Here is a 19,735-nt window from a genome sequence, read left to right as displayed (position 1 = left end):
GGGCTCCGCTTCGCTGCACTCCTCGCGCTCACGGGGCCTCCTTCGGCGTACGCGGTCGCGGCACCTCGGCCGGCCGCGTCAGGACGGGGGTGAAGCCGACCCGCATCCGCACGGTGCGTCCGTCGGCGGTGCGGATCCGGGTCCGGCCGCCGCTGCGCAGCCGGGGACTGACGAACTCGTCGATGCCGAAGTTGATCAGCGCGAGAGCGGTGCCGAGCAGCGCGATGGCCAACCCGGCCGGGACGAACCACCACCACGCGCCCTGGGCGAGGGCCTGCTGGCCCTGTGCCCAGAACAGGATCGTGCCCCAGTTCCACGAGGAGACCGACGAGATGCCGATGAAGGCGAGGGTGATCTCCGACATGACCGCGAAGATCACCGTACCGACGAAGCCGGACGCGATGATCGCGGTCAGGTTGGGCAGAATTTCGAACAGGATGATGCGCCAGGTCCGCTCGCCGGTGGCCCGCGCCGCCTCGATGTAGTCACGGCGGCGCAGCGACAGCGTCTGCGCGCGCAGCACCCGGGCGCCCCACGCCCACGACGTGCACCCGATGATGAGCGCGACCAGCGTGTCGCTGGCCTGCTCGACGATCGACGTCACGATGATGATCAGCGGCAGCGCCGGGATCACCAGGAACACATTGGACAGGGCCGAGCCGGCCTCGTCGGCCACCCCACCCAGATAGCCGGACGTCACGCCGATGACGATGGACAGGACCGTTGCCAGGACGCCGGCGATCAGGCCCACGACGACGACGCTGCGGGTGCCGACGAGGATCTGGCTGAAGATGTCCTGACCGAGATGCGTGGTGCCGAACCAGTGCCTGGCCGACGGCGCCTGCATGACATCGGTGCTACGCGCGTCCGGATCGTACGGCGCCACCCACGGCCCGATGATCGCGAAGAGGCCGTAGCAGGCCAGAACGACCAGGCCGGTCGCAGCCTTGGCGTTGGCCACGAACCGGAACCGGCGCCGCCTCGCCCGGCCCGGCCTGGGCTGGGCCATCGCGCCCTGGCCCGGGATGACCTGCTCGATACTCGACGGTGAGATCGTCATGCTCAACCACTCTTTCGGGTCCGCGGGTCGAGAAGCAGGTACGCGACGTCGGCGACGAGGTTCGCCACCAGCACGGAGATCGTGATGATCAGGAAGATCCCCTGCATCAGCGGGTAGTCCTTGGCGCCTACCGCCTGGAAGAGTTGGAATCCGAGGCCCGGGTAGGAGAAGACGATCTCCACCAGTAGGGTGCCGCCGACGATGAACCCGAGCGACAGTGCGAAGCCCGAGACGTTGGGCAGCAGCGCGTTGCGGGCGGCGTAGCTGAGGGCCACCCGGCGCTCCGACAGGCCCTTCGCGTGGGCGACCGTGATGTAGTCCTCGGACGACACGGTGACCATCATGTTGCGCATGCTGAGCAGCCACCCGCTCATCGAGGAGACCAGGATGGTGGCGGCCGGCAGGATGCTGTGCTGGATCGCGCTCGGGATGAAGTACTGGTCGAATGCCGGCACGAGGCCCGGCTCGTAACCACCGGACGACGGGAAAAAGCTGCCCGGCCCGGCGAACAGGGCGATCGCGACGAGGCCCAGCCAGAAGTACGGGATCGAGGAGAGGAACGTCGTGGCCGGCAGCAGCGCGTCGATCCACGACCCGCGCCGCCAGCCGGCGCCGACGCCGAGCGCAGTGCCGAGGAAGAAACTGATGATCGTGGTGATGCCGACCAGGCCGACCGTCCACGGCAGGCTGTCGCCGATGACCGTCGACACCGGCGTCGGGAAGAAGGTGAACGACAGCCCGAGGTCGCCGTGGAAGAGCTGCTTCCAATAGTCGAGGTACTGCTCCCCGAGGCTCTGGTTCTTGTCCAGCCCGAACAGCACCCGAAGCGACTGGATGGCGTCCGCGCTGATCCGGCCCTGGTTACGCGAGATCAGGGACTGGACCGGGTCGCCCGGGATCATCCGCGGGATGAAGAAATTGAGCGTGATCGCCGCCCACGCGGTGAACAGGTAGAAGGCGACGCGCTGCAGCAGGAACTTCATCGATCCTCCCCGGGCAGGTAGAGCCAGCACGCCGCCCAGTGGCCGGGCCGGTCCGCGATCTCCAGCCGGGGCGGCAGGTCGACCGCGCAGCGGGGCATGGCGTGCGGGCAGCGCGGGTGGAACCGGCAGCCGGCCGGCGGCCGGATGAGGCTGGGCGGCTCCCCGTCGCCGTGTTCCCGGGTGGTGGCATCCGCGGCGCCGGTGATGCTGTCGGGGTCCGGCGCCGACCCGATGAGCAGGCGGGTGTACGGGTGCGCCGGGTGCTGCGTGACCGTCTCGCTGTCGCCGCCCTCGATCATGCGGCCGGCGTACATCACGATCGTCTCGTCGGCGAAGTAGCGGGCCGAGGCGATGTCGTGGGTGATGTACAGGATGGCGAGGTTGAGCCGCTGCTTGAGGTCCCGAAGCAGGTTGAGCACGCCGAGGCGGATCGAGACGTCGAGCATGGAGACCGGCTCGTCGGCGAGCAGCACCTCCGGGTCGGCACCGAGCGCCCGGGCGATCGCGACGCGCTGCCGCTGGCCGCCGGAGAGCTCGTGTGGGAACGCGTCCAGGTAGCGCTCGGGTGGCGTGAGGCTGACCCGGGTGAGCAGGTCGGCGAGGGCCTTGTCCAGGTCTGCGGGGGTGCGGCCGGCGTTGCCGTGGATCCGCAGCGACCGGGTGAGGTGGTAGCGGATCGTGTGCACCGGGTTGAGCGACGCGAACGGGTCCTGCAGGATCAGTTGGACGCGTCGCACGTAGGACCGGAAGGCCCGGCCGCCGCGGACGCTGCTCGACGCGCCGTGCAGCCGGATGTCGCCGGCGGTGCGACGGTAGAGCTGGGCCAGCAGCCGGGCCACCGTGGACTTTCCGGACCCGGATTCTCCGACCAGCGCGGTTACCCGGCCGCGGCGGAGCGCGAACGATACGTCGTCGACGGCGTGGACGGCCGCCGGTGTCCGGGAGAAGAGGTCACGCAGTCGTTTGCGGACGGGGAAATGCTTGGTCAGGCCGACGGCCTCCAGCACCACCTCGTTGACCGGCGCCGCCGTGCTCTCGCTCAACGTCATGCCGACCTCCTGTCGTCGGGGTGTCTTCGTCACCGAGGGTTATGACCGCCTCCCCGGTCGGCGCGGCCAACCGGGGAGGCGGTGTCGCGGGTCAGCTACCGGCGGGCTTGAGGTGCAGGACCACGTCCAGCGCGTTGGGCTGGGTGGGCTGCACCCCGCCGTACGGGTTCGAATCGTCCGGCCAGCCGATCCAGTTCTTCGTGTTGTACGCGCCTCCGACCTGGTCCGCGCCGACCGGGATCATCGGCATCTGCTCGACGAAGATCTTCTGCAGGGTGTTCATCGCGTCGGTACGGGCGGCCTCGTCCGTCGCGTTCGCGTAGGCCTTCAAGGCATCGGTCGCCTGCTGGCTGTCGAACCGCCCGAAGTTGCCCGAGGGGGAGGCGGTGCCGATCGGCTTCAACTGCGCGCCGTCCATGATGGTCCGGTAGATGTCGTACGGCGTGGCGCCGCCCTCGGTCCACCGGAAGGCGGCGTCGAAGTTGCCCTGCTCGACGTTCCGGAACCAGGCGTCCTGGTTGGCCTTGTCGATCGTGGCGGAAATGCCGATCTTGGACAGGTTGTCCTTGACGATCTCGAGGCTGGTCTGGTAGTCGGACCAACCGGCTGGGTCGGTCAGGGTCAGCTTGACGGGCTTGCCGGTCTTGTCCTTGAGGGTGTTGCCGTCGAGCTTGTAACCGGCGCCGGTGAGCAGCGCCTTCGCGCCGTCGACGTCGACCTTCTGCTCCTGGCCCTTGAACTCCGGAGCGAGGAACGCGTCACCGGCGGGGCTGGGCAGGCCGGTCACACTCTTCACCAGCGGGTGGAAATAGCCGGCCTCGGCGGTGTTGAAGATGTCCTCGCGGTCGACGACCATGTTCATCGCCCGGCGCAGCACCGGGTCGTCGAACGGCTTCTTGGTGGTGTTGATGTACAGGCCGTGGATGCCCAGGACCGGCGGCGCCCACACCTTGTGGTTGGCCGGGTCCTTGTCGACGAAGACGGTCTGGTAGTTGGGGATGAAGACGAAGCTCCACTCCGACTCGCCGTTGGCGAGGGCGGTGGTCTGCGCGCTGTTGTCGGTGTACGACGTGAAACGCAGCTCCTTGACCTTGGGCAGGTCCTGCCAGTAGCCGCTGTCGCGCACAGTGAGGGTCGTTGTGGCCGGGGTGAAGGACTTGAGCGTGTACGGGCCGCTGCCGACGGGCTGCTTGTTGGGGTCGGTCGTCGGGTCGCTGATCTTCTCCCAGATGTGTTTGGGGACGATCGGCACCCGGAACAGGACCTTGTGCTGGTTGACGAACTGCGGGCTGGACATCGTGATGGTGACCTCGTTGCCGCTCGCCGTCGCGTCCGTGTACGGCGTGCCCTGGTCGTTCAGCGCCGGGTACTGCTTGACCAGGTTGTAGGTGAACGCCACGTCCTCGGCGGTGACCTTCTGACCGTCCGACCAGGTGGCGTTGTCGCGAATGGTGACCTTGACCGAGGTGTAGTCCGGCGACCACTCGGCCTTGGTGGCCAGCCACGGCTTCATCGGGTCGGCCGGCTTGACAGGGTTCCACATCATCAGCGGTTCGTAGATCTGCCAGCGGTAGCCCAGCGAGGCAGCGGCCGAGGTGGTGAGGAACGGGTTGTGGTTCTCGGTCTGCGGGCCGTTCGGCATGCCGGCGTTCAGCACGCCGGACGCCTGGCCCTTGTTCTTGTTGTTGTTGTTGGCGTTCGGACTGTCGCTGCAGGCGGCGAGGCTTGCCAACGCCGTCACGCTCGCCAGGGCGAGAGCGAGGCTGCGTCTGACGCGCATGTGTTCCTCCCGGTCGTGGTGGGGTTCGGTGGGCTCGTCGGCGGGACGTGGGGAAAGCCCCGCCGGGGATCAGCGGATCTGCTGGTGGAACGGCTCCGGCTCGGGCCGGCGCGGCCCGATGGCTCGGCGGTTGGCCGGCAAGGGCCCTCCGGTCGAGCCTCGGACGATCAGGGTGGTGGGGATGATGCTGGGGGTGTCGGGCAGCGGCACCCCCTCGAAGTGCGACAGGAGCATCCGGGCCGCGGTCTCTCCCATTTCGCGCATCGGTTGATGCACCGTGGTCAGTGGCGGTTCGGTGTGCGCCGCGTACGGGACGTCGTCGAAACCGACGACCGCGACGTCGTCCGGGACCCGGCGGGCCGTCGCGCGGATCGCCTGCAGGGCGCCGCCGGCCGAGAGGTCGTTGTGGGCGAAGACGGCGTCGAAGTCGATGCCGGCCTCGGTCATCCGCCGGACGGCGCGGCTGCCGCAGTCGAAGGTGAAGTCGCCCTCGACCACGAGCCGCGGATCCAACGGCAGGCCGGCCGCGTTGTATGCCTCGGCGAATCCGGCCAGCCGCTCCTGGGTGCAGCCGAACTCCTCGCCACCCTTGATCACCAGCGGCCGGCGCCGGCCCAGCTTGAGCAGATGGCGGGCGGCTGACTCGCCGCCCCCGCGGTTGGTCGTGGCCACGGACGGGAACGGCCGCTGACGAGCGCGGTCGTCGATGAGGACCACCGGCAATCCCCGGCCCTGCAGCTCGGCGATGTAATCGAGGCTGCCCTCGGGCTCGATCACGAGCAGCCCGTCGAACGACTTCGCCGAGACCTGCGAGGCGAACTGCCGCAGCGACTCCTCGCCCCGGTTGCAGGTGAAGAGCAACAGCCCGTACCCGGCGCTCTCCACCACGTCGACGGCGCCCTGCAGCACCTCGCCCATCCACGGCCAGGTCAGGGCTGGCACCAGCATCCCGACCACCCCGGTCCGGCCGCGGGCGAGGCCGACCGCGCGGGCGCTCGGCACGTACCCCAGGTTGCTGATCACGGCGCGGACCCGTTCGGCGGTGTGGACGTGCACCTCACCCTTGCCGTTGAGCACCCGGGAGACCGTCGTCTTGCTCACCCCGGCCCGGGCGGCGACGTCGGCGATGGTGATCGGCACGTGACGCTCCCCGGTCGAGGTGGTGAGGCGGTGTCTCGGAACCGGTTTCGGAACCGGTTGCATCGCAGTGAATCGAAGTGGTGCCGGTCACGTCAATCACGGCCAGGTAACAAATCACGGCTAAGTTCAAAAGCTTAAAAAAGTGATCCCGGCGTCGGGTCCGGAGTGGATCGTGGATCTGCCCGCTGAGCAGCTTCGATGTCGCCCGGTCGCTCGGCTTACGCGGTCACCGGCTCCTCGGGCGCGCAGTACACGTCGCCCGAGTTGGCCTCGTGCGGCAACGCCCGCAGGTACGCCGCCACCTCCGTCGCCGGCAGCCAGCGCGGCAGGGCGAGGCCCATCTCGTCGCCGAGCGCGACGTTGAACCTGGTGAAGCCGAGCCCGGTGACCCGGTCGAGGCAGCGCGGGGCCAGTTCCCGGGCGATGGTGGTGAACTCGAACGACAGTGCCGGCAGCCGGCGGCTCAACCCGGCCAGCACGGCCTCCTCGAAGCCCTCCACGTCGATCTTGACGAAGGCGGGTACGCCGTGCGCGGCGATGAGTCGGTCGAGGGTGGTGGTGGCGACCTCGATCTCGGCGTCCCAGGTCTCGCCCTCCCAGCCGCCGGCGCCGGTCGCGGCCTGCACGAAGTGGGGGGACGCGGTGGAGACCGTCGGGTTGGCGGAGTTGACCTGCAGTCGGACCCGGCCCGGCCGCGCCCCGCAGGCCGCCTCGATCACCGTCACCCGTTCGTCGGCGGAGTAGAGCGCGCGCAGCACCCGGACGCAGAGCGGTTGCGGCTCGACGGCCACCACGCGGGCGCCGAGGCGGCGGAAGCTGCCGAGCCGGTCGCCGACGTGCGCCCCGACGTCGAACACCAGGTCGCCGGGGCGGACGAAACGCGCGTAGAAGGCGTCCATTGCCGCCTCCCGGGCCGGGTCGCCGTAATACGCCTCCAGTGACCGGCGCAGGCCCGACATGGCCGGATCCGCCTTGAGCGCCTCGATCACACCGATATGACCGCCCACTGTCCCGACCGTAGTCACGCCACCGGAAAGCCGAGGGTCATTCAGGCGATCCGGCGTTCGCGTGCGGATGAACCCAGCCTCCTAGGATGCCGTAGAGGTGGTGACCCCGTGTGCGGGTAGACGGCGGCATCCCGTGGCGTGGGATACCGCCGTCTACCCGGTCTGGGTGTGTCGGTCGAGGGCGGTCAGGGAGTGTCGACGACCTGCTGGCCGAGCGGCCAGAGCGCCGCCGGCACGAGCTTGAAGTTCGCCACCCCGAACGGGATGCCGATGATGGTGACGCAGAGGGAGACGCCGGCGACGATGTGCGACAGCGCGAGCCACCAGCCCGCCAGCAGCACCCACAGCAGGTTCGCGACGCCGGAGGCGACCCCGGCGCCCGGCTTGGGCACGAGGGTGCGGCCGAAGGGCCACAGTGCGTACGAGGCGAGGCGGAGCGAGGCCACCCCGAACGGGATGGTGACCACCAGCGCGAAGCAGATCAGCGCGGCCACCCCGTAGCCGAGGGCGAGGACGAAACCGCCACCGAAGACGAGCCACAACAGGTTCAAGATGAAACGGATCACGCATTCCATCGTGGCCGGGCCGCGCAACGGCCGGGCAGCCGGGGCCCGGCCGGAGGTCAGGCGGTGCTCGCGATCTGGATGAGATTCCCGCACGTGTCGTCGAGCACCGCGGTGGTGACGCTGCCCATCTCCAGCGGCGGCTGGGTGAACACCACGTCGAGCGCCTGCAGCCGCTCGAACTCCGCGCGCACGTCGTCGACCGCGAACGAGGTGAACGGGATCCCGTCGTCGGCGAGCGCCTGCCGGAACGGGCCGACCGCCGGATGACCGGCGGGTTCGAGCACGAGTTCGACCCCGTCGGGATCGGCGGGGGAGACGACCGTGAGCCAGCGGTGCTCGCCGAGCGGGACCTCGGTCTTCTTCTCGAAACCCAGCACCTGTGTGTAGAAGGCGAGCGCTCTGTCCTGATCGTCGACGAAGACGCTGGCCAGGTTGATGCGGATCAAAGCTCCTCCTCGGGGATCGGCCACCGATCGACGACCGCGCGCAGCGGCCCGAAATCGGCGTGGTGGAATTTGTAGCGGCCGCTTCGCGCGAAGCGCACGAGCCCGGCCTGCGCGAGGATGTCGAGGTGCTGCGAGATCGCCTGCCGGGAGGAACCGATGCCGTGCCTGGCGGTCAGCCGCGCGCAGATCTCGAAGAGGGTCTGGCCGTCCCGCTCGGCCAGCTCGTCGAGGATCGCACGGCGGGTGGGATCGGCGAGCGCGGCGAAGACATCAGTCACGTCAGGTTTAGCTGCCAGGACACCCCGAAGCGGTCGTTCACCCAGGCGAAGCGGGTGCTGAAGCCGTAGTCACCGAGCGGCATGAGTTCCTGCCCGCCCTCGGCGAGCGCCTGGTGGAGGCGGGTGAGCTCCGCCTCGTCCCGGCACCGCACGAACAGCGACAACGAGGGGGTGAACGAGAAATTGTGGTGCACAGCGCTGTCACTGCACATCAGCCGCTGCCCCGCCACCCTGAACTCGGCGAGTTGCACGCCGGAGTCGTCGGCGTGGCGCGTCACCGACAGGATCTCGCCGTCGTCGAACAGTGAGACGTAGAAGTTCATGGCCTCCGTGGCGGCGCCCTCGAACATCAGGAACGGGGTGAGCGTGGTGTCCCGGTCGGTCATTGCCTCGGCTCCGGTCCTCGACCGGCTTGCTGCCGGTGTCTGCCGGACACGTTAGGCAAGTGTTTACTTGCATGTCAAAGGTGGCGCGCCGTCGCCGGGCACGCCGGCCCGGGCCGTGGTGCCCCGATCAGGACTCCAGGCAGTCGGTGGCGCCGTCCTGCCAGCCGTGGTTGTAGCGGCCGGCCACCCGGGTGATGAACTCGTCGACGGCCTGCTCGTCGAGGGTGTCGAGCCGTTGCAGCCGTTGCCAGCCGGTGAGGCCGATGCCGTGTCCCAGGGCCGGGTAGGGGGCCACGACGGTGTCCCGCGGGTGCCGCCGGCCGAGGCGCTCCAGCGCGCGGACGTCATCGGCGGACACGTCGCGGGCGTACTGCAGCAGCACGTGTCCGTGTTCCAGGACGTGTACCTGCAGTTCCTCGGGCAGTGGGTCCCGGTAGATGCCGGGAACGACCACCCGCGGCGAGTGCGGCCCGGAGGTGGGCGGCATGGTGCGGTACGGATCGTGCGACGCGCCCTCGTACGGGATGTGGCGGTTGCCCTCGAACGGTTCCGGGGTGCCGGGCACCCGGTCGCAGGGCAGGGCGGTGTCGTCCCGGGACAGACCGAGCAGCACCCCGGCGCCGAGGCTGGACATGGTGACCACGCTCAGCGTGGTGACCGCCGCGCTGACCAGCGTGCCCCACCAGCGACGGTTCATGCCGCGGCCCTCCTGGCGCGAAGACGGTTACGCACGATGACGCCCAGCGGCAGCAGCAGATTCAGCGACGCGAACAGCAGTAGCGCGATCCCCTCCCACCAGTACGCGCTGGCCAGCGGCGCGCCGATCAGCACCCCGCCGGCCCAGCCGAGGGTGACCTTGGCGCTCGGCCAGAGGAAGTGCACGGCGAACCAGATCATCCAGGTGATCCCGGCGAGGTAGAGCAACCGGTACCAGCGGGACACCCGCAGGTCCCGGGCGTGCGCGTCGCGTAGGACGATCGCCTCCGCCGGGGTCAGCCGGCGGATCAGACGCTTCAGCGACAGCCGGGTGACCTCGTTCAGGTTCCGGCACCCGGTTGCGGTCGCCATCACCAGGTACATGTCGGTGCGCAGGTAGGCCAGCGTCTGGAAGGCGAGCTTCAGCACCTGGCTGAACACCACCATGGCCAGGAACCGGATCAGGCCCGGAGGCAGGTCGATCCAGCCCCGCGACCAGGCGAAGCGGGGCGCGACGGCAGCGAACAGCACTACGCAGTCGATGGCCATGCCGGCCAGGAAGGGGCCGTATCGGCGCTCGGGCGGCAGTGCCCACAGCCCGGACAGGTCGGTCTCCAGGACCGGGAAGATGCCCCGCCGTTCCACCCGCAGCCGTGACGGTACGCCGACCGCCGCCCCGGCGAGGGCGTGCCACACCTCGTGCACCACGGTGAGTACGACGACCACCACGTTGGTGATCAGCAGGCTGAGCACCACGTCGGGGAAGATGAAGGTGTCCTCGTAGGTGGGCAGCAGCGACGGTGCGGCGGCGAACATGGCCAGGGCCGCGAGTAGGCAGCCGACGTAGCAGGCCCACGCGATCCGGCCGAACAGCGGCCGCACGTAGCGGGCGGGGATCCGCGAGATCGACCAGTGCCGGGCGGTGGTGGGAGCTCCGGCGTCGGGGGAGTTCCCGTCGATGACGCCGGTGTCGACCAGCACCGCCACGAAGTCTGTCACGTCGACGGCCTCGCCGGTCTCCCGTTCCATTTGTTCGGCGGCCTCGGCGATGGTGTGGCCGGCGGCGAACAGCTCCACCAGCCGGGCCCCGACCTCGGGCACCACCACGAAGGTGCCGGTCGCCGGGTCGCCGACGACGTACTCGTCGTCGTCCTCCCGGCGGACCACCAGGTGGGCGACCCGGGGGCGGCTGTCGGCGTGGAGCGCGATCACCGGGCTTGCCTTTCGTTCGCGACTGCGGGGCTCCGCTGCGCCGCACTCCTCGCGCTCACCGGTCGTCCTCCGCCAGCCAGCCGCAGGTCTCGCACTTGCGGCCGGGCCGGGGGCGCACCGCGTAGTGGTAGGTGAGGTCGGTGAGGCTGAGGTGGAACATCAGGCCGCGGGTGCTGGTGGGGATGCCGGCCAGGTGGTAAACGGCGTCGAGGGCGGCCAGGTGGCCGGTGAGGTTGGCCGACGGGGCGATCACCGCGTGCCCGGTGAACGGGAAGAGTTCCTCCGGCTCGGTGCCGTAGTGCTCGCGAAGCCGGTCGCCGACGCTGGGCAGGCAGGCCTGGCAGCAGGTCTGTCCGGGTACGAACAGGCCGACCACGGCCATCGGTCCGGCGTACTGGGCGAGCATCCAGGGCGTGCCGGTGCGCAGGGCGGCGCTGTTGGTCCATTCGCGAATGGCTTCCTGCGGCTGGTCGGCGCAGAGCACCAGCAGGTCCCGGTCGCGCATCAGCCGTGTCATCGACTCCGTGGAGTCGACCTGAATCTCTTCGCCGGTGACCGTCACGTGGGAGTTGAGCTGGCGCAGTCGCCGTACGGCGGTGGTTAGCTTGGGCGCGTCGATGTCGTCCTCGGTGTAGAGCAGTTGGCGGGTCAGGTTGCCCGGCTCCACTCGGTCGAAGTCGACGCAGTGCACGTCGCCGACGCCGGCGGCGACCAGGGCGGCGGCGACGGCGGAGCCGGTGCCGCCGAGGCCGACCACGGTGACCCGGCTGCTCTTGAGCCGGGACTGCGCGTCGAACCGGGACGGGCGAGGGGTGAGATCGACCCAGGCGTAGTAGGTGAGCGCGCGGTCGTACCGGTCGATCTCGGCGGGGCTCAGGTTCGCCGGCGGGGGCGCCGCGGCGTCCTCCACGTAGCCGGCGTCGATGATCGTTTGCAGCGCGTCCGCCGCCTCCTCGGCGGTCAGCTCGGGCCGCTGCGCGGTCAGCACGGCGATTATCTCGTCACGGGTGCGGGTGCCGTCCATCAGACCCAGCAGCGACCACAGGGTGCCGTCCTCGTCGTCCATCTCGGCGCCGATGCCCAATTGTCGCCCGCCGATGTTGATCAGCGTCGGGTTCAGTCGTACCGGCTTGTGAATTCGCTTGATCCGTGGCTGCCGCATCGCGCCGTGCTCCTCCCCGATGAGTCGGCCGGGGGGCGAGACCTCGCCCCCCGGCCGAAGAGTGGATCAGCCGCAGGCGTCGCCGCGGCAGCCCGGGTCGACGATGATGGCCGTGGTCTCGAGCTTCTCGAGCTTGCGCACGACGACCTTGGTCGGCTTGCGTGTGGTCTGGACCTTCTGCTCCATGGCTTCCTCCAATGAAGTGAGAGGGATCCGGCGCGGCGGTGCCGCTCGCGCCGTCCTCATTAGATCACCCGCGAATTCCGCCTAACAACATTCAGGCGGGTCAAATTATGGGTAGTTTTCAAAACCAATTAGGGTGCTGTCGGAACGGGATGGAGCATGGTCCTATAAAAACGGCGCGAACGCAGTTCTGTGATACTGTCCGACAGTTCATTTACGGGGAGTTAGGTGAGGCTTTGGGGCGGTCTGAGGCCCCCGTGGCGCGCCAACGTCACCACACCCGCGGCCGCCGCCGCGCCACCCCGACCGCGGGAAGCCGGCTGGCCGACTCCGCAGTCGCCCAAACGACCGTTAAGCTCACGGGGTGACTGTCGACCGGATTCTCCCCACCGACGAGGCCCACGACCTGCTGGACCTCGCCACCGAACTCGCCGATCGAGAGCTCGCCCCGAAGGCCGCCGGCTTCGAGGAGCGCGCCGAGTTCCCGCGCGAGGTGCTGCGCACGCTGGGCCAGGCCGGCCTGCTCGGCCTGCCGTATCCGGAGGAGCACGGCGGGGCCGCCCAGCCGTACGAGGTCTACCTGCAGGTGCTGGAGATCCTCGCCAGCCGCTGGCTCGCCGTCGCCGAGGCGGTCAGCGTGCACACCCTGTCCTGCTATCCGCTCGCCCAGTTCGGCACCGACGAGCAGCGCAAACTGCTGCCCGACATGATCGGCGGGGAGCTGCTCGGGGCGTACTGCCTGTCCGAGCCGCAGGGCGGCTCCGACGCCGCGGCCCTGACCACGAAGGCGGTGCGGGACGGCGCCGACTACGTGGTGTCCGGGACCAAGGCGTGGATCACGCATGCCCGGGTGGCGGACTTCTACAACATCTTCTGCCGCACCGGCGGCCCCGGCCCGAAGGGCATCTCCTGCCTCCTCGCGGACCGCGACACCCCCGGGATCCACCCGCAGGCCGTCGAACGGACCATGGGCCTGCACGCCTCCCCGGTCGCGCAGATCGCCTTCGACGAGGCCAGGGTGCCCGCCGAGCGGCTGATCGGGGGCGAGGGGGTGGGCTTCAGCATCGCCATGTCCGCCCTGGACTCCGGTCGGCTGGGCATCGCCGCCTGCGCGGTCGGCCTGGCCCAGGCCGCGTTGGACTACGCGGTCGACTACGCGAAACAGCGGCAGCAGTTCGGCCGGTCGATCATCGACTTCCAGGGGCTCGGCTTCACCCTCGCCGACCACGCCACCCAGATCTCCGCGGCCCGCGCGCTCATGCTGTCCGCCGCCCGGCTGCGCGATGCCGGCCGGCCGTACTCGATCGAGGCGGCGAAGGCGAAGCTGTTCGCCACCGACGTGGCGATGCGGGTGACCATCGACGCGGTGCAGGTGCTCGGCGGCGCCGGCTACGTCGCCGACCACCCGGTCGAGCGGTACCTGCGGGAGGCGAAGGTGCTGCAGATCGTCGAGGGCACCAACCAGATCCAGCGGCTGGTCATCTCCCGCGCGTTGGCCAAGGGCTGACCGTGCGTGACCGGACGGCCCGCCGAGCAGACGTCTCGGCGGGCCGGGTACGGCGTGGAAGCGCCTTTACGGGTAGGTTGCACCGCGTGGAGGAGATCGACCGGGCCATCGTCGCCGCGCTGACCGGAGACGGTCGGCTGTCATACACCGACCTCGCCGAACGGGTGGGGCTGTCGGTGTCCGCCGTGCACCAGCGGGTCCGCCGGCTGGAGCAGCGCGGCGTCATCAAGGGCTACGCCGCGCGCGTCTCGTTCGAGGCGCTGGAACTGCCGCTGACCGCGTTCGTGGCGATCCGGCCGTTCGATCCGTCACAGCCGGACGACGCGCCGGAGCGGCTGGCCCACCTGGCCGAGATCGACTCGTGCTACTCGGTCGCGGGGGAGGACTTCTACCTGCTGCTGGTGCGGGTGGCCAGCCCGGCGGACCTGGAACGGGTGCTCCAGGAGATTCGCACGGCGGCCAACGTCACCACGCGCACCACGGTGGTGCTCTCCACGCCGTACGAGAATCGGCCGCCGCGGCTCAGTGCCGAGTTGCCTGAGCGGGGGCGGTCTCGGACGGTGGCGGAGCCGGCTGGTTCCAACGCAGGATGACCCGCCGCCCGTGCTCGTGACCGAGCACGCTGACGGTGGCGGTGTCCAGCCGTAGCAGCCCACCGGCGGACGGGGGCAGGCCGATCCAGCGGGCGCCGATCACCCGCAGGCTGTGCGCGTGGCCGACCAGGGCGACGCTGCCCCGTTCCAGCAGGGGAGCGATCGCGGCGAGCACCAGGTCGGCGCGCGCGCCGACCTGGGCCGGTGACTCTCCGCCCGGGGCGCCGTCGGTCCAGATGTTCCAGTGCGGATTCTCGGCGTGGATGTCGGCGGTGGTGCGGCCCTCGTACTCGCCGTAGTTCCACTCGGCCAGGTCGGCGTCAGTGGCGTCGACGTCGAGGCCGGCGAGGTGCGCGGTGCACGTCGCCCGTTGCCGGGGGCTGGACAGGACCCGGACGAAGCGGCGGCCGGCGAGCAGCCTGCCGAGCGCGCGGGCCTGCCGCTCCCCGTCGGGGGTCAGCTCCAGGTCGGTGTACGAGGTGTGCCGGCGGCTGGCGCTCCAGGTGGTCTCGCCGTGCCGGATCAGCAGGAGTTCTCCCATTCGCCCAGTTAACCAGCGATCGTGTCCCGGCTTTCACCTAGCATCCTAGGACGGCCTAGCGGCGATGACACCCGCCACTCCCACGACAAGGCGTTTCAGCGCGGCGACCACGGGGACGCGGTACCAAGGCGGGTCGAACGGCCCGAGCACCCAGTTGAAGGGGAGTGTCATGAGCTTCACCGACAAGGCCAAGGCCAAGGCCCAGCAGATGAGCGGCCTCGCCAAGGAGCGGATCGGCGACGCCACCGACAACCAGCGGATGCAGGCGGAGGGTGCGAGAGAGCAGCGCATGGCGCAGGACCGCCAGAGAGAGGGCGGCCGCGACATGAAGGACACCTTCGAGAAGTGACCCGCGCGGTGCGGCGGGCTCCCGGTGACCCGGGGGCCCGCCGCTCGCGTGTTCGGCAGGATTTAGGGTCGCAGGGTGGTCGTCCTGCGTTCTCTGTTGCTGTTCGTGTTGGCCGCGCTCGCCGAGATCGCCGGGGCGTGGCTGGTCTGGCAGGGCTGGCGGGAGCACCGGGGCCTGTGGTGGGTGGCGGCCGGGATGCTGGCGCTGGGGGCGTACGGCTTCGTGGCGACGTTCCAGCCGGACCCGAACTTCGGGCGGATCCTGGCGGCGTACGGGGGCGTCTTCGTGGCCGGTTCGCTGGCCTGGGGGATCGTGGTGGACGGGTTCCGCCCGGACCGGTGGGACGTGGCGGGCGCGGTGATCTGCCTGCTGGGGGTCGCGGTGATCATGTACGCGCCGCGGAGCTGACGGGAGTCGGGCCGGCCGGTCGCCCGGTGGCGACGGCAAGGGGATCAGGGTGACGGTGGTGTCGAAAGCGATATGCCTCTGAGGTGTGGAGCTTCCTCAGAGGCATATCGCTTCAACCCCGGGCGAGTGGGCCCGGACGGGTCAGTCGTTGCGGTGGGCCGCCCACCAGGCCTGGCCTGCCTCGGGCAGGGTGTCGATCGGGTCGTAGTAGGCGTAGCGCTTGTCGAGCGCCTCGAGGTCGGTCGACTCGATGGAGGTGCGGTAGTTCTTGGTCCAGTAGGAGACGCCGCGCTCGCGGTCGTACTCGGTGAGCATGTGCACCCAGCGCTTGCCGACGAACGGGACGTCGCAGACGATGCGCGGGGTGGCGTAGCCGGGCAGGTAGCCCATGATGTCGTGCTGGAGCTGCTGGGCGTGCCAGACGGGGACGCGCCAGTGCTCGGCGTTGGGGATCATGTCGCACATGTAGAAGTAGTACGGCAGGATGCCCGCTTCGCCCTGGAGGGCGAAGCAGAGGTCGAGCAGGTCGGGCGTGGTGGCGTTGACGCCGCGCATGAGGACGCCCTGGTTGCGGACGTCGCGTACGCCGACGGCGATGGCGGTCTGGGCGGCCTTGGCGACCAGCGGGGTGATCGACTGCCGGTGGTTGACGTGGGTGTGGATGGCCAGGTTGACGCCGCGGCGGGCGGCGGTGCGGGCGACCCGTTCGAGGCCCTCGACGACGTCGGGCTGGAGCCAGTGCTGGGGCAGGCCCATGAGGGCCTTGGTGGCGAGCCGGATGTCGCGGATGGTTTCGATCTCGAGCAGCCGCATCAGGTAGGACTCGAGGTTCTTCCACGGCACGTTGGCCACGTCTCCGCCGGAGACGACGACGTCACGGACGCCGGGGTGGGCCTTGAGGTAGGCGATGTGGGCGTCGTAGCGGTCGACGGGCTTGAGGGTGAGCTTGAGCTTGTCGACGGCGGGGGTGGAGTTGCCGACGAGGTCCATCCGGGTGCAGTGGCCGCAGTACTGCGGGCAGGTGGAGAGCAGTTCGGCGAGAACCTTGGTCGGGTAGCGGTGGGTGAGGCCCTCGGCGACCCACATGTCGTGTTCGTGGAGGCTGTCGCGGCTGGCGTACGGGTGCGACGGCCAGTCGGTGCGCCGGTCGGAGGCGACGGGGATCATGTAGCGCCGGACCGGGTCGGCGAGGAACGCCTCGGTGGTCATCGGTTCGAACGGCACCATGGTGTTGACCATCTGCGGGGGCACCAGCATGGACATGGTGGCCAGGGCCTTCTGGTCGGCCTCAAGGTCGGCGTAGAAGGTCTCGTCGACCAGGTCGCCGAGGACGGTGCGTAGCTGCTTGATGTTCTTGACGCAGTTGACGCGCTGCCACTGGGCGTTCTCCCACTGCTCTCGGGTGACGTGGCGCCAGCCGGGGAAGCGGGTCCAGTCGGGCTCGACCAGCGGGCTGCGGCGGTATTCGTAGGGCTGTCCGGCGGTGGGGACGGCAACCGGCGCGGGGCGTGGCGCAGGGATGGTCTCCACCGGTTGGGTCTGGGTCACGGCCCCTCCTAGTTACGGTGCAGGTTGATCAATGGTCCCGAAGGCTACTGGAAAATATCCGGTGAAGAAATTAGTCTGCCGGAAGTTTTCCCGCGACGCGACCCCTGCTCAGGGGTTCGGGCGGCTGGACGGAGGAGGCTGGGCGTGACGTCACCGGTGGGTCTGCACCGCGTCGTGGAACCTGCGGGAGTGCTGCCGCAGGCGGCGTGGCGCCTCGACGCCGATCCGCGGATCGCCTCGAACGAGGTGCGGATCCGGGTGGAGCGGCTGAACCTGGATGCGGCGAGCTTCCGGCAGCTGTCGGAGAAGCACGGCGGTGACGGGGAGAAAGTCCGCGCCGAGGTGCTGGAGATCATCTCCACCCGGGGGAAGATGCAGAACCCGGTGACCGGGTCCGGCGGCATGCTGATCGGCACGGTCGACGAGGCCGGCAAGCGCTCGCCGCTGGGGCTGCGGCCGGGCGACCGGGTGGCGACGCTGGTGTCGCTGACGCTGACCCCGCTGATGATCCTCGACGGGCTGGCCCGGTGGGACGGGCGCAGCGAGCAGGTGCCGTGCGACGGGTACGCGGTCCTGTTCGCCCGGTCGATCGCGGCGGTGCTGCCGGCGGACCTGCACCCGGAGTTGTCCCTGGCGGTGCTTGACGTGTGCGGGGCGCCGGCGCTGACCGCGCGGGTGGTCGCCGAGCAGGTGCAGCGGCGGCAGCGTGCCGGGGACACGCGGCCGGTGCGGGTGGCGGTGATCGGCGGGGCCGGTAAGAGCGGGTCGCTGTCCCTGGCCGCGGCGCGGCGGGCGGGTGCGGGCCGTACGGTCGGGGTGGTGCCGGTGGCGGCGGAGCGGGACGCGCTGGTCGCGGCCGGCCTGGCCGACGTGGTCGCGTTGGCCGACGCGCGGGATCCGGTGGGGCTGTCCACGGCGGTGACCACGGCGTTGGGGGCTCCGGCGGACGTGACGGTGGTCTGCGTGGACGTGCCGGGCTGCGAGCACGGGGCGATCCTGGCCACGGAGGACGGCGGCACGGTGATCTTCTTCTCGATGGCGACGAGCTTCGCGGGGGCGGCGCTGGGCGCGGAGGGTCTGGCGGCGGATGTGACGATGCTGGTGGGCAACGGGTACGTGCCGGGGCACGCGGAGCTGGCGCTGGAGTTGCTGCGCGCCGAGCCGGGGGTGCGGCATCTGTTCGAGGCCCGGCTCGCGGCAGACTGACACCCATGACGAACCCCTCGACTCTGTATCGCGGCGGCATACTGCACTGCCCGGCTGACCCGCGCGCGACCGCGTTGCTGGTGCGTGACGGTCGGATCGCCTGGTTGGGTGAGGACGCGGACGCGCCGTCCGCCGACCGGGTGGTGGACCTGGCCGGGGCGTTGGTGACTCCGGCGTTCGTGGACGCGCATGTGCATGCCACGGACACCGGGCTGGCCCTGTCGGGGCTGGACCTGTCGGGGGTGCGGTCGGCCGGTGAGCTGCTGGACGCGGTGTCGGTGTTCGCCGCCGGCCTGCCGGCGGATGCGGTGGTGCTGGGGCACGGCTGGGACGAGTCGGGTTGGGCGGAGCGGGCGTTGCCGGACGCGGCGGCGTTGGACCGGGCGGCCGGGGGCCGCGGGGTGTATCTGTCGCAGGCGTCGATCCACTCGGCGCTGGTGTCGCGGGCGCTGCTGGCGGCGTGTCCGGACGCGGCGGGCGCCGCCGGGTACGACCCGTCGGGTTGGTTGCGGCGGGACGCGCACCATGTGGTGCGGGCGGCGGCGTTCGCGTCGGTGACGCGGGCGCAGCGGGTGGCCGCGCAGCGGCGGGCCCTGGAACATGCGGCGTCGTTGGGTATCGCGGCGGTGCACGAGTGTGGTGGCCCGGAGATCTCCGACGAGGAGGACTTCACCGGTCTGTTGGGCATCTCGGGTGACGGGTTGCCGGAGGTGTACGGCTACTGGGGTGAGCTGCTGGGTGCGGCGCGGGCCCGGGAACTCGGGGCGGTGGGGGCCGGTGGGGACCTGTTCGCCGACGGGGCGTTGGGGTCGCGGACGGCGCACGTGTCGGCGGCGTACCTGGACGGGGAGCCGGGTGGGTGCGGGCACGGGTACGTGACGGCCGAGCAGGTGCGTGACCATCTGTTGGACTGTGCGGCGCACGGGCTGCAGGGGGGTTTCCACGCGATCGGTGATGCGGCGATTTCCACGGTGCTGGCGGGGTTCGCGGGTGCGGCGGAGAAGGTGGGTGTGGATCGGCTGCGGGCGGCCCGGCATCGGGTCGAGCATGCGGAGATCATGAGTAAGCGGCTCATCGCCGGGTTTGTGGAGTACGGGATCGTCGCGTCGATGCAGCCGGCGTTCGACCGGTTGTGGGGTGGGGCGGGTCGGATGTATGAGTCGCGGTTGGGTTTGTCTCGGTCGTTGGAGTCCAACCCGATGGGGGCGATGCACTCGGTTGGGGTGGCGTTGGCGTTCGGTTCGGATTCGCCGGTGACGCCGTTGGATCCGTGGGGTTCGGTGCGGGCGGCGGCGGCGCACCAGAATCCGGCGCAGCGGATGAGTGTGCGGGCGGCGTTCGCCGCGCACACCCGTGGCGGGTGGCGGGCGGTGCATCTGGACAACGAGGGTGTGCTGGCGTTGGGGGCGGCGGCGACGTTCGCGGTGTGGTCGACCCCGGTTGGGGTGCAGCGGGGCCTGCCGGTGCTGGAGGCGGCGGATCCGGAGTTGCGGGGCGCGGATGATCCGACGCCGCTGCCGGTGTGCCGGGCGACGGTGCTGCGCGGTGACGTGATTTATGAGGAAGGTAGTGCGTGAGCGAGCTTGCGAGCGAACCATCGGCACAGCGAGGCGCCGGCACGGCGTCGCCGAGCGG

At 70.2% G+C, this 19,735-nt stretch carries 21 protein-coding genes; 6 read left to right on the top strand and 15 right to left on the bottom strand.

Going from position 1 to position 19,735, the window contains the following annotated elements; translation table 11 throughout:
* Positions 1 to 28 precede the first annotated feature (28 nt).
* From AB0C02_RS24770 to AB0C02_RS24710, 13 genes are all read right to left on the bottom strand, one after another.
* Positions 29 to 1,060 (bottom strand): ABC transporter permease, encoded by a 1,032-nt coding sequence (locus AB0C02_RS24770; protein WP_357551187.1) that lies wholly within the window; start codon positions 1,058 to 1,060, stop codon positions 29 to 31.
* A gap of 2 nt (positions 1,061 to 1,062) precedes the next feature.
* Positions 1,063 to 2,043, bottom strand: a complete 981-nt coding sequence (locus tag AB0C02_RS24765; RefSeq protein WP_357551186.1) for an ABC transporter permease — start codon at positions 2,041 to 2,043, stop codon at positions 1,063 to 1,065.
* Entirely contained in the window at positions 2,040 to 3,092 is a 1,053-nt protein-coding gene (locus AB0C02_RS24760) for an ABC transporter ATP-binding protein (RefSeq protein WP_357551185.1), read from the bottom strand. The genes AB0C02_RS24765 and AB0C02_RS24760 overlap by 4 nt, the downstream gene beginning before the upstream one ends.
* A 91-nt stretch (positions 3,093 to 3,183) precedes the next feature.
* The gene (locus AB0C02_RS24755) at positions 3,184 to 4,872 is read right to left on the bottom strand and encodes an ABC transporter substrate-binding protein (RefSeq protein WP_357551184.1); all 1,689 of its coding nucleotides are present in this window, start codon (positions 4,870 to 4,872) and stop codon (positions 3,184 to 3,186) included.
* Between the two features lie 69 nt (positions 4,873 to 4,941).
* Positions 4,942 to 6,012: a LacI family DNA-binding transcriptional regulator gene (locus tag AB0C02_RS24750; RefSeq protein WP_357551183.1), complete on the bottom strand. Its 1,071-nt coding sequence runs from the start codon at positions 6,010 to 6,012 to the stop codon at positions 4,942 to 4,944.
* A 218-nt stretch (positions 6,013 to 6,230) separates the two neighbouring features.
* Complete coding sequence (locus AB0C02_RS24745; RefSeq protein ID WP_357551182.1) at positions 6,231 to 7,019, bottom strand: FkbM family methyltransferase; 789 nt, start codon at positions 7,017 to 7,019, stop codon at positions 6,231 to 6,233.
* A 185-nt stretch (positions 7,020 to 7,204) separates the two neighbouring features.
* Positions 7,205 to 7,585 (bottom strand): YccF domain-containing protein, encoded by a 381-nt coding sequence (locus AB0C02_RS24740; RefSeq protein WP_357551181.1) that lies wholly within the window; start codon positions 7,583 to 7,585, stop codon positions 7,205 to 7,207.
* Positions 7,586 to 7,641: 56 nt separating this feature from the next.
* The gene (locus AB0C02_RS24735) at positions 7,642 to 8,028 is read right to left on the bottom strand and encodes a VOC family protein (protein ID WP_357551203.1); all 387 of its coding nucleotides are present in this window, start codon (positions 8,026 to 8,028) and stop codon (positions 7,642 to 7,644) included.
* Complete coding sequence (locus tag AB0C02_RS24730) at positions 8,028 to 8,309, bottom strand: helix-turn-helix domain-containing protein (RefSeq protein WP_357551180.1); 282 nt, start codon at positions 8,307 to 8,309, stop codon at positions 8,028 to 8,030. The genes AB0C02_RS24735 and AB0C02_RS24730 overlap by 1 nt, the downstream gene beginning before the upstream one ends.
* Positions 8,306 to 8,695 carry a VOC family protein gene (locus AB0C02_RS24725; RefSeq protein WP_357551179.1) on the bottom strand — a complete coding sequence of 130 codons (390 nt, stop codon included), beginning with the start codon at positions 8,693 to 8,695 and terminating at the stop codon, positions 8,306 to 8,308. Before AB0C02_RS24725 ends, AB0C02_RS24730 begins: the two co-directional genes overlap by 4 nt.
* A gap of 127 nt (positions 8,696 to 8,822) precedes the next feature.
* The gene (locus AB0C02_RS24720; protein ID WP_357551178.1) at positions 8,823 to 9,392 is read right to left on the bottom strand and encodes a DUF3105 domain-containing protein; all 570 of its coding nucleotides are present in this window, start codon (positions 9,390 to 9,392) and stop codon (positions 8,823 to 8,825) included.
* A complete protein-coding gene (locus tag AB0C02_RS24715; RefSeq protein ID WP_357551177.1) occupies positions 9,389 to 10,603 on the bottom strand; it encodes a hypothetical protein in 1,215 nt (404 codons plus the stop codon). Before AB0C02_RS24715 ends, AB0C02_RS24720 begins: the two co-directional genes overlap by 4 nt.
* A gap of 55 nt (positions 10,604 to 10,658) precedes the next feature.
* Complete coding sequence (locus AB0C02_RS24710) at positions 10,659 to 11,765, bottom strand: ThiF family adenylyltransferase (protein WP_357551176.1); 1,107 nt, start codon at positions 11,763 to 11,765, stop codon at positions 10,659 to 10,661.
* A 547-nt stretch (positions 11,766 to 12,312) separates the two neighbouring features.
* Between AB0C02_RS24710 and AB0C02_RS24705 the strand changes: the two genes are divergently transcribed.
* Together AB0C02_RS24705 and AB0C02_RS24700 are read left to right on the top strand one after the other, a co-directional pair.
* Positions 12,313 to 13,455, top strand: a complete 1,143-nt coding sequence (locus AB0C02_RS24705) for an acyl-CoA dehydrogenase family protein (RefSeq protein ID WP_357551175.1) — start codon at positions 12,313 to 12,315, stop codon at positions 13,453 to 13,455.
* Between the two features lie 86 nt (positions 13,456 to 13,541).
* Positions 13,542 to 14,048 (top strand): Lrp/AsnC family transcriptional regulator, encoded by a 507-nt coding sequence (locus tag AB0C02_RS24700; RefSeq protein ID WP_357551174.1) that lies wholly within the window; start codon positions 13,542 to 13,544, stop codon positions 14,046 to 14,048.
* Here AB0C02_RS24700 and AB0C02_RS24695 read toward each other — a convergent pair.
* Positions 13,978 to 14,589 carry a histidine phosphatase family protein gene (locus AB0C02_RS24695; RefSeq protein WP_357551173.1) on the bottom strand — a complete coding sequence of 204 codons (612 nt, stop codon included), beginning with the start codon at positions 14,587 to 14,589 and terminating at the stop codon, positions 13,978 to 13,980. The genes AB0C02_RS24700 and AB0C02_RS24695 overlap by 71 nt on opposite strands.
* Positions 14,590 to 14,758: 169 nt before the next feature.
* On the opposite strand from AB0C02_RS24695, the gene AB0C02_RS24690 reads away from it, so the two are divergent.
* Positions 14,759 to 14,938, top strand: a complete 180-nt coding sequence (locus AB0C02_RS24690; RefSeq protein ID WP_357551172.1) for a CsbD family protein — start codon at positions 14,759 to 14,761, stop codon at positions 14,936 to 14,938.
* A gap of 75 nt (positions 14,939 to 15,013) precedes the next feature.
* Entirely contained in the window at positions 15,014 to 15,346 is a 333-nt protein-coding gene (locus AB0C02_RS24685) for a YnfA family protein (protein WP_357551171.1), read from the top strand.
* A 141-nt stretch (positions 15,347 to 15,487) separates the two neighbouring features.
* Here the strand turns inward: AB0C02_RS24685 and AB0C02_RS24680 are convergent, their stop codons facing one another.
* The gene (locus tag AB0C02_RS24680) at positions 15,488 to 16,894 is read right to left on the bottom strand and encodes a lysine 2,3-aminomutase (RefSeq protein ID WP_357551170.1); all 1,407 of its coding nucleotides are present in this window, start codon (positions 16,892 to 16,894) and stop codon (positions 15,488 to 15,490) included.
* Positions 16,895 to 17,050: 156 nt separating this feature from the next.
* On the opposite strand from AB0C02_RS24680, the gene AB0C02_RS24675 reads away from it, so the two are divergent.
* Both AB0C02_RS24675 and AB0C02_RS24670 read left to right on the top strand, forming a co-directional pair.
* The gene (locus tag AB0C02_RS24675) at positions 17,051 to 18,100 is read left to right on the top strand and encodes a zinc-binding alcohol dehydrogenase (RefSeq protein WP_357551202.1); all 1,050 of its coding nucleotides are present in this window, start codon (positions 17,051 to 17,053) and stop codon (positions 18,098 to 18,100) included.
* A 5-nt stretch (positions 18,101 to 18,105) separates the two neighbouring features.
* Entirely contained in the window at positions 18,106 to 19,677 is a 1,572-nt protein-coding gene (locus AB0C02_RS24670; protein WP_357551169.1) for an amidohydrolase, read from the top strand.
* Positions 19,678 to 19,735 lie beyond the last annotated feature (58 nt).

Source organism: Micromonospora sp. NPDC048999, from assembly GCF_040649295.1.
Taxonomy (GTDB): Bacteria; Actinomycetota; Actinomycetes; order Mycobacteriales; family Micromonosporaceae; genus Micromonospora.
This window is presented reverse-complemented; position numbering and strand designations above follow the sequence as displayed.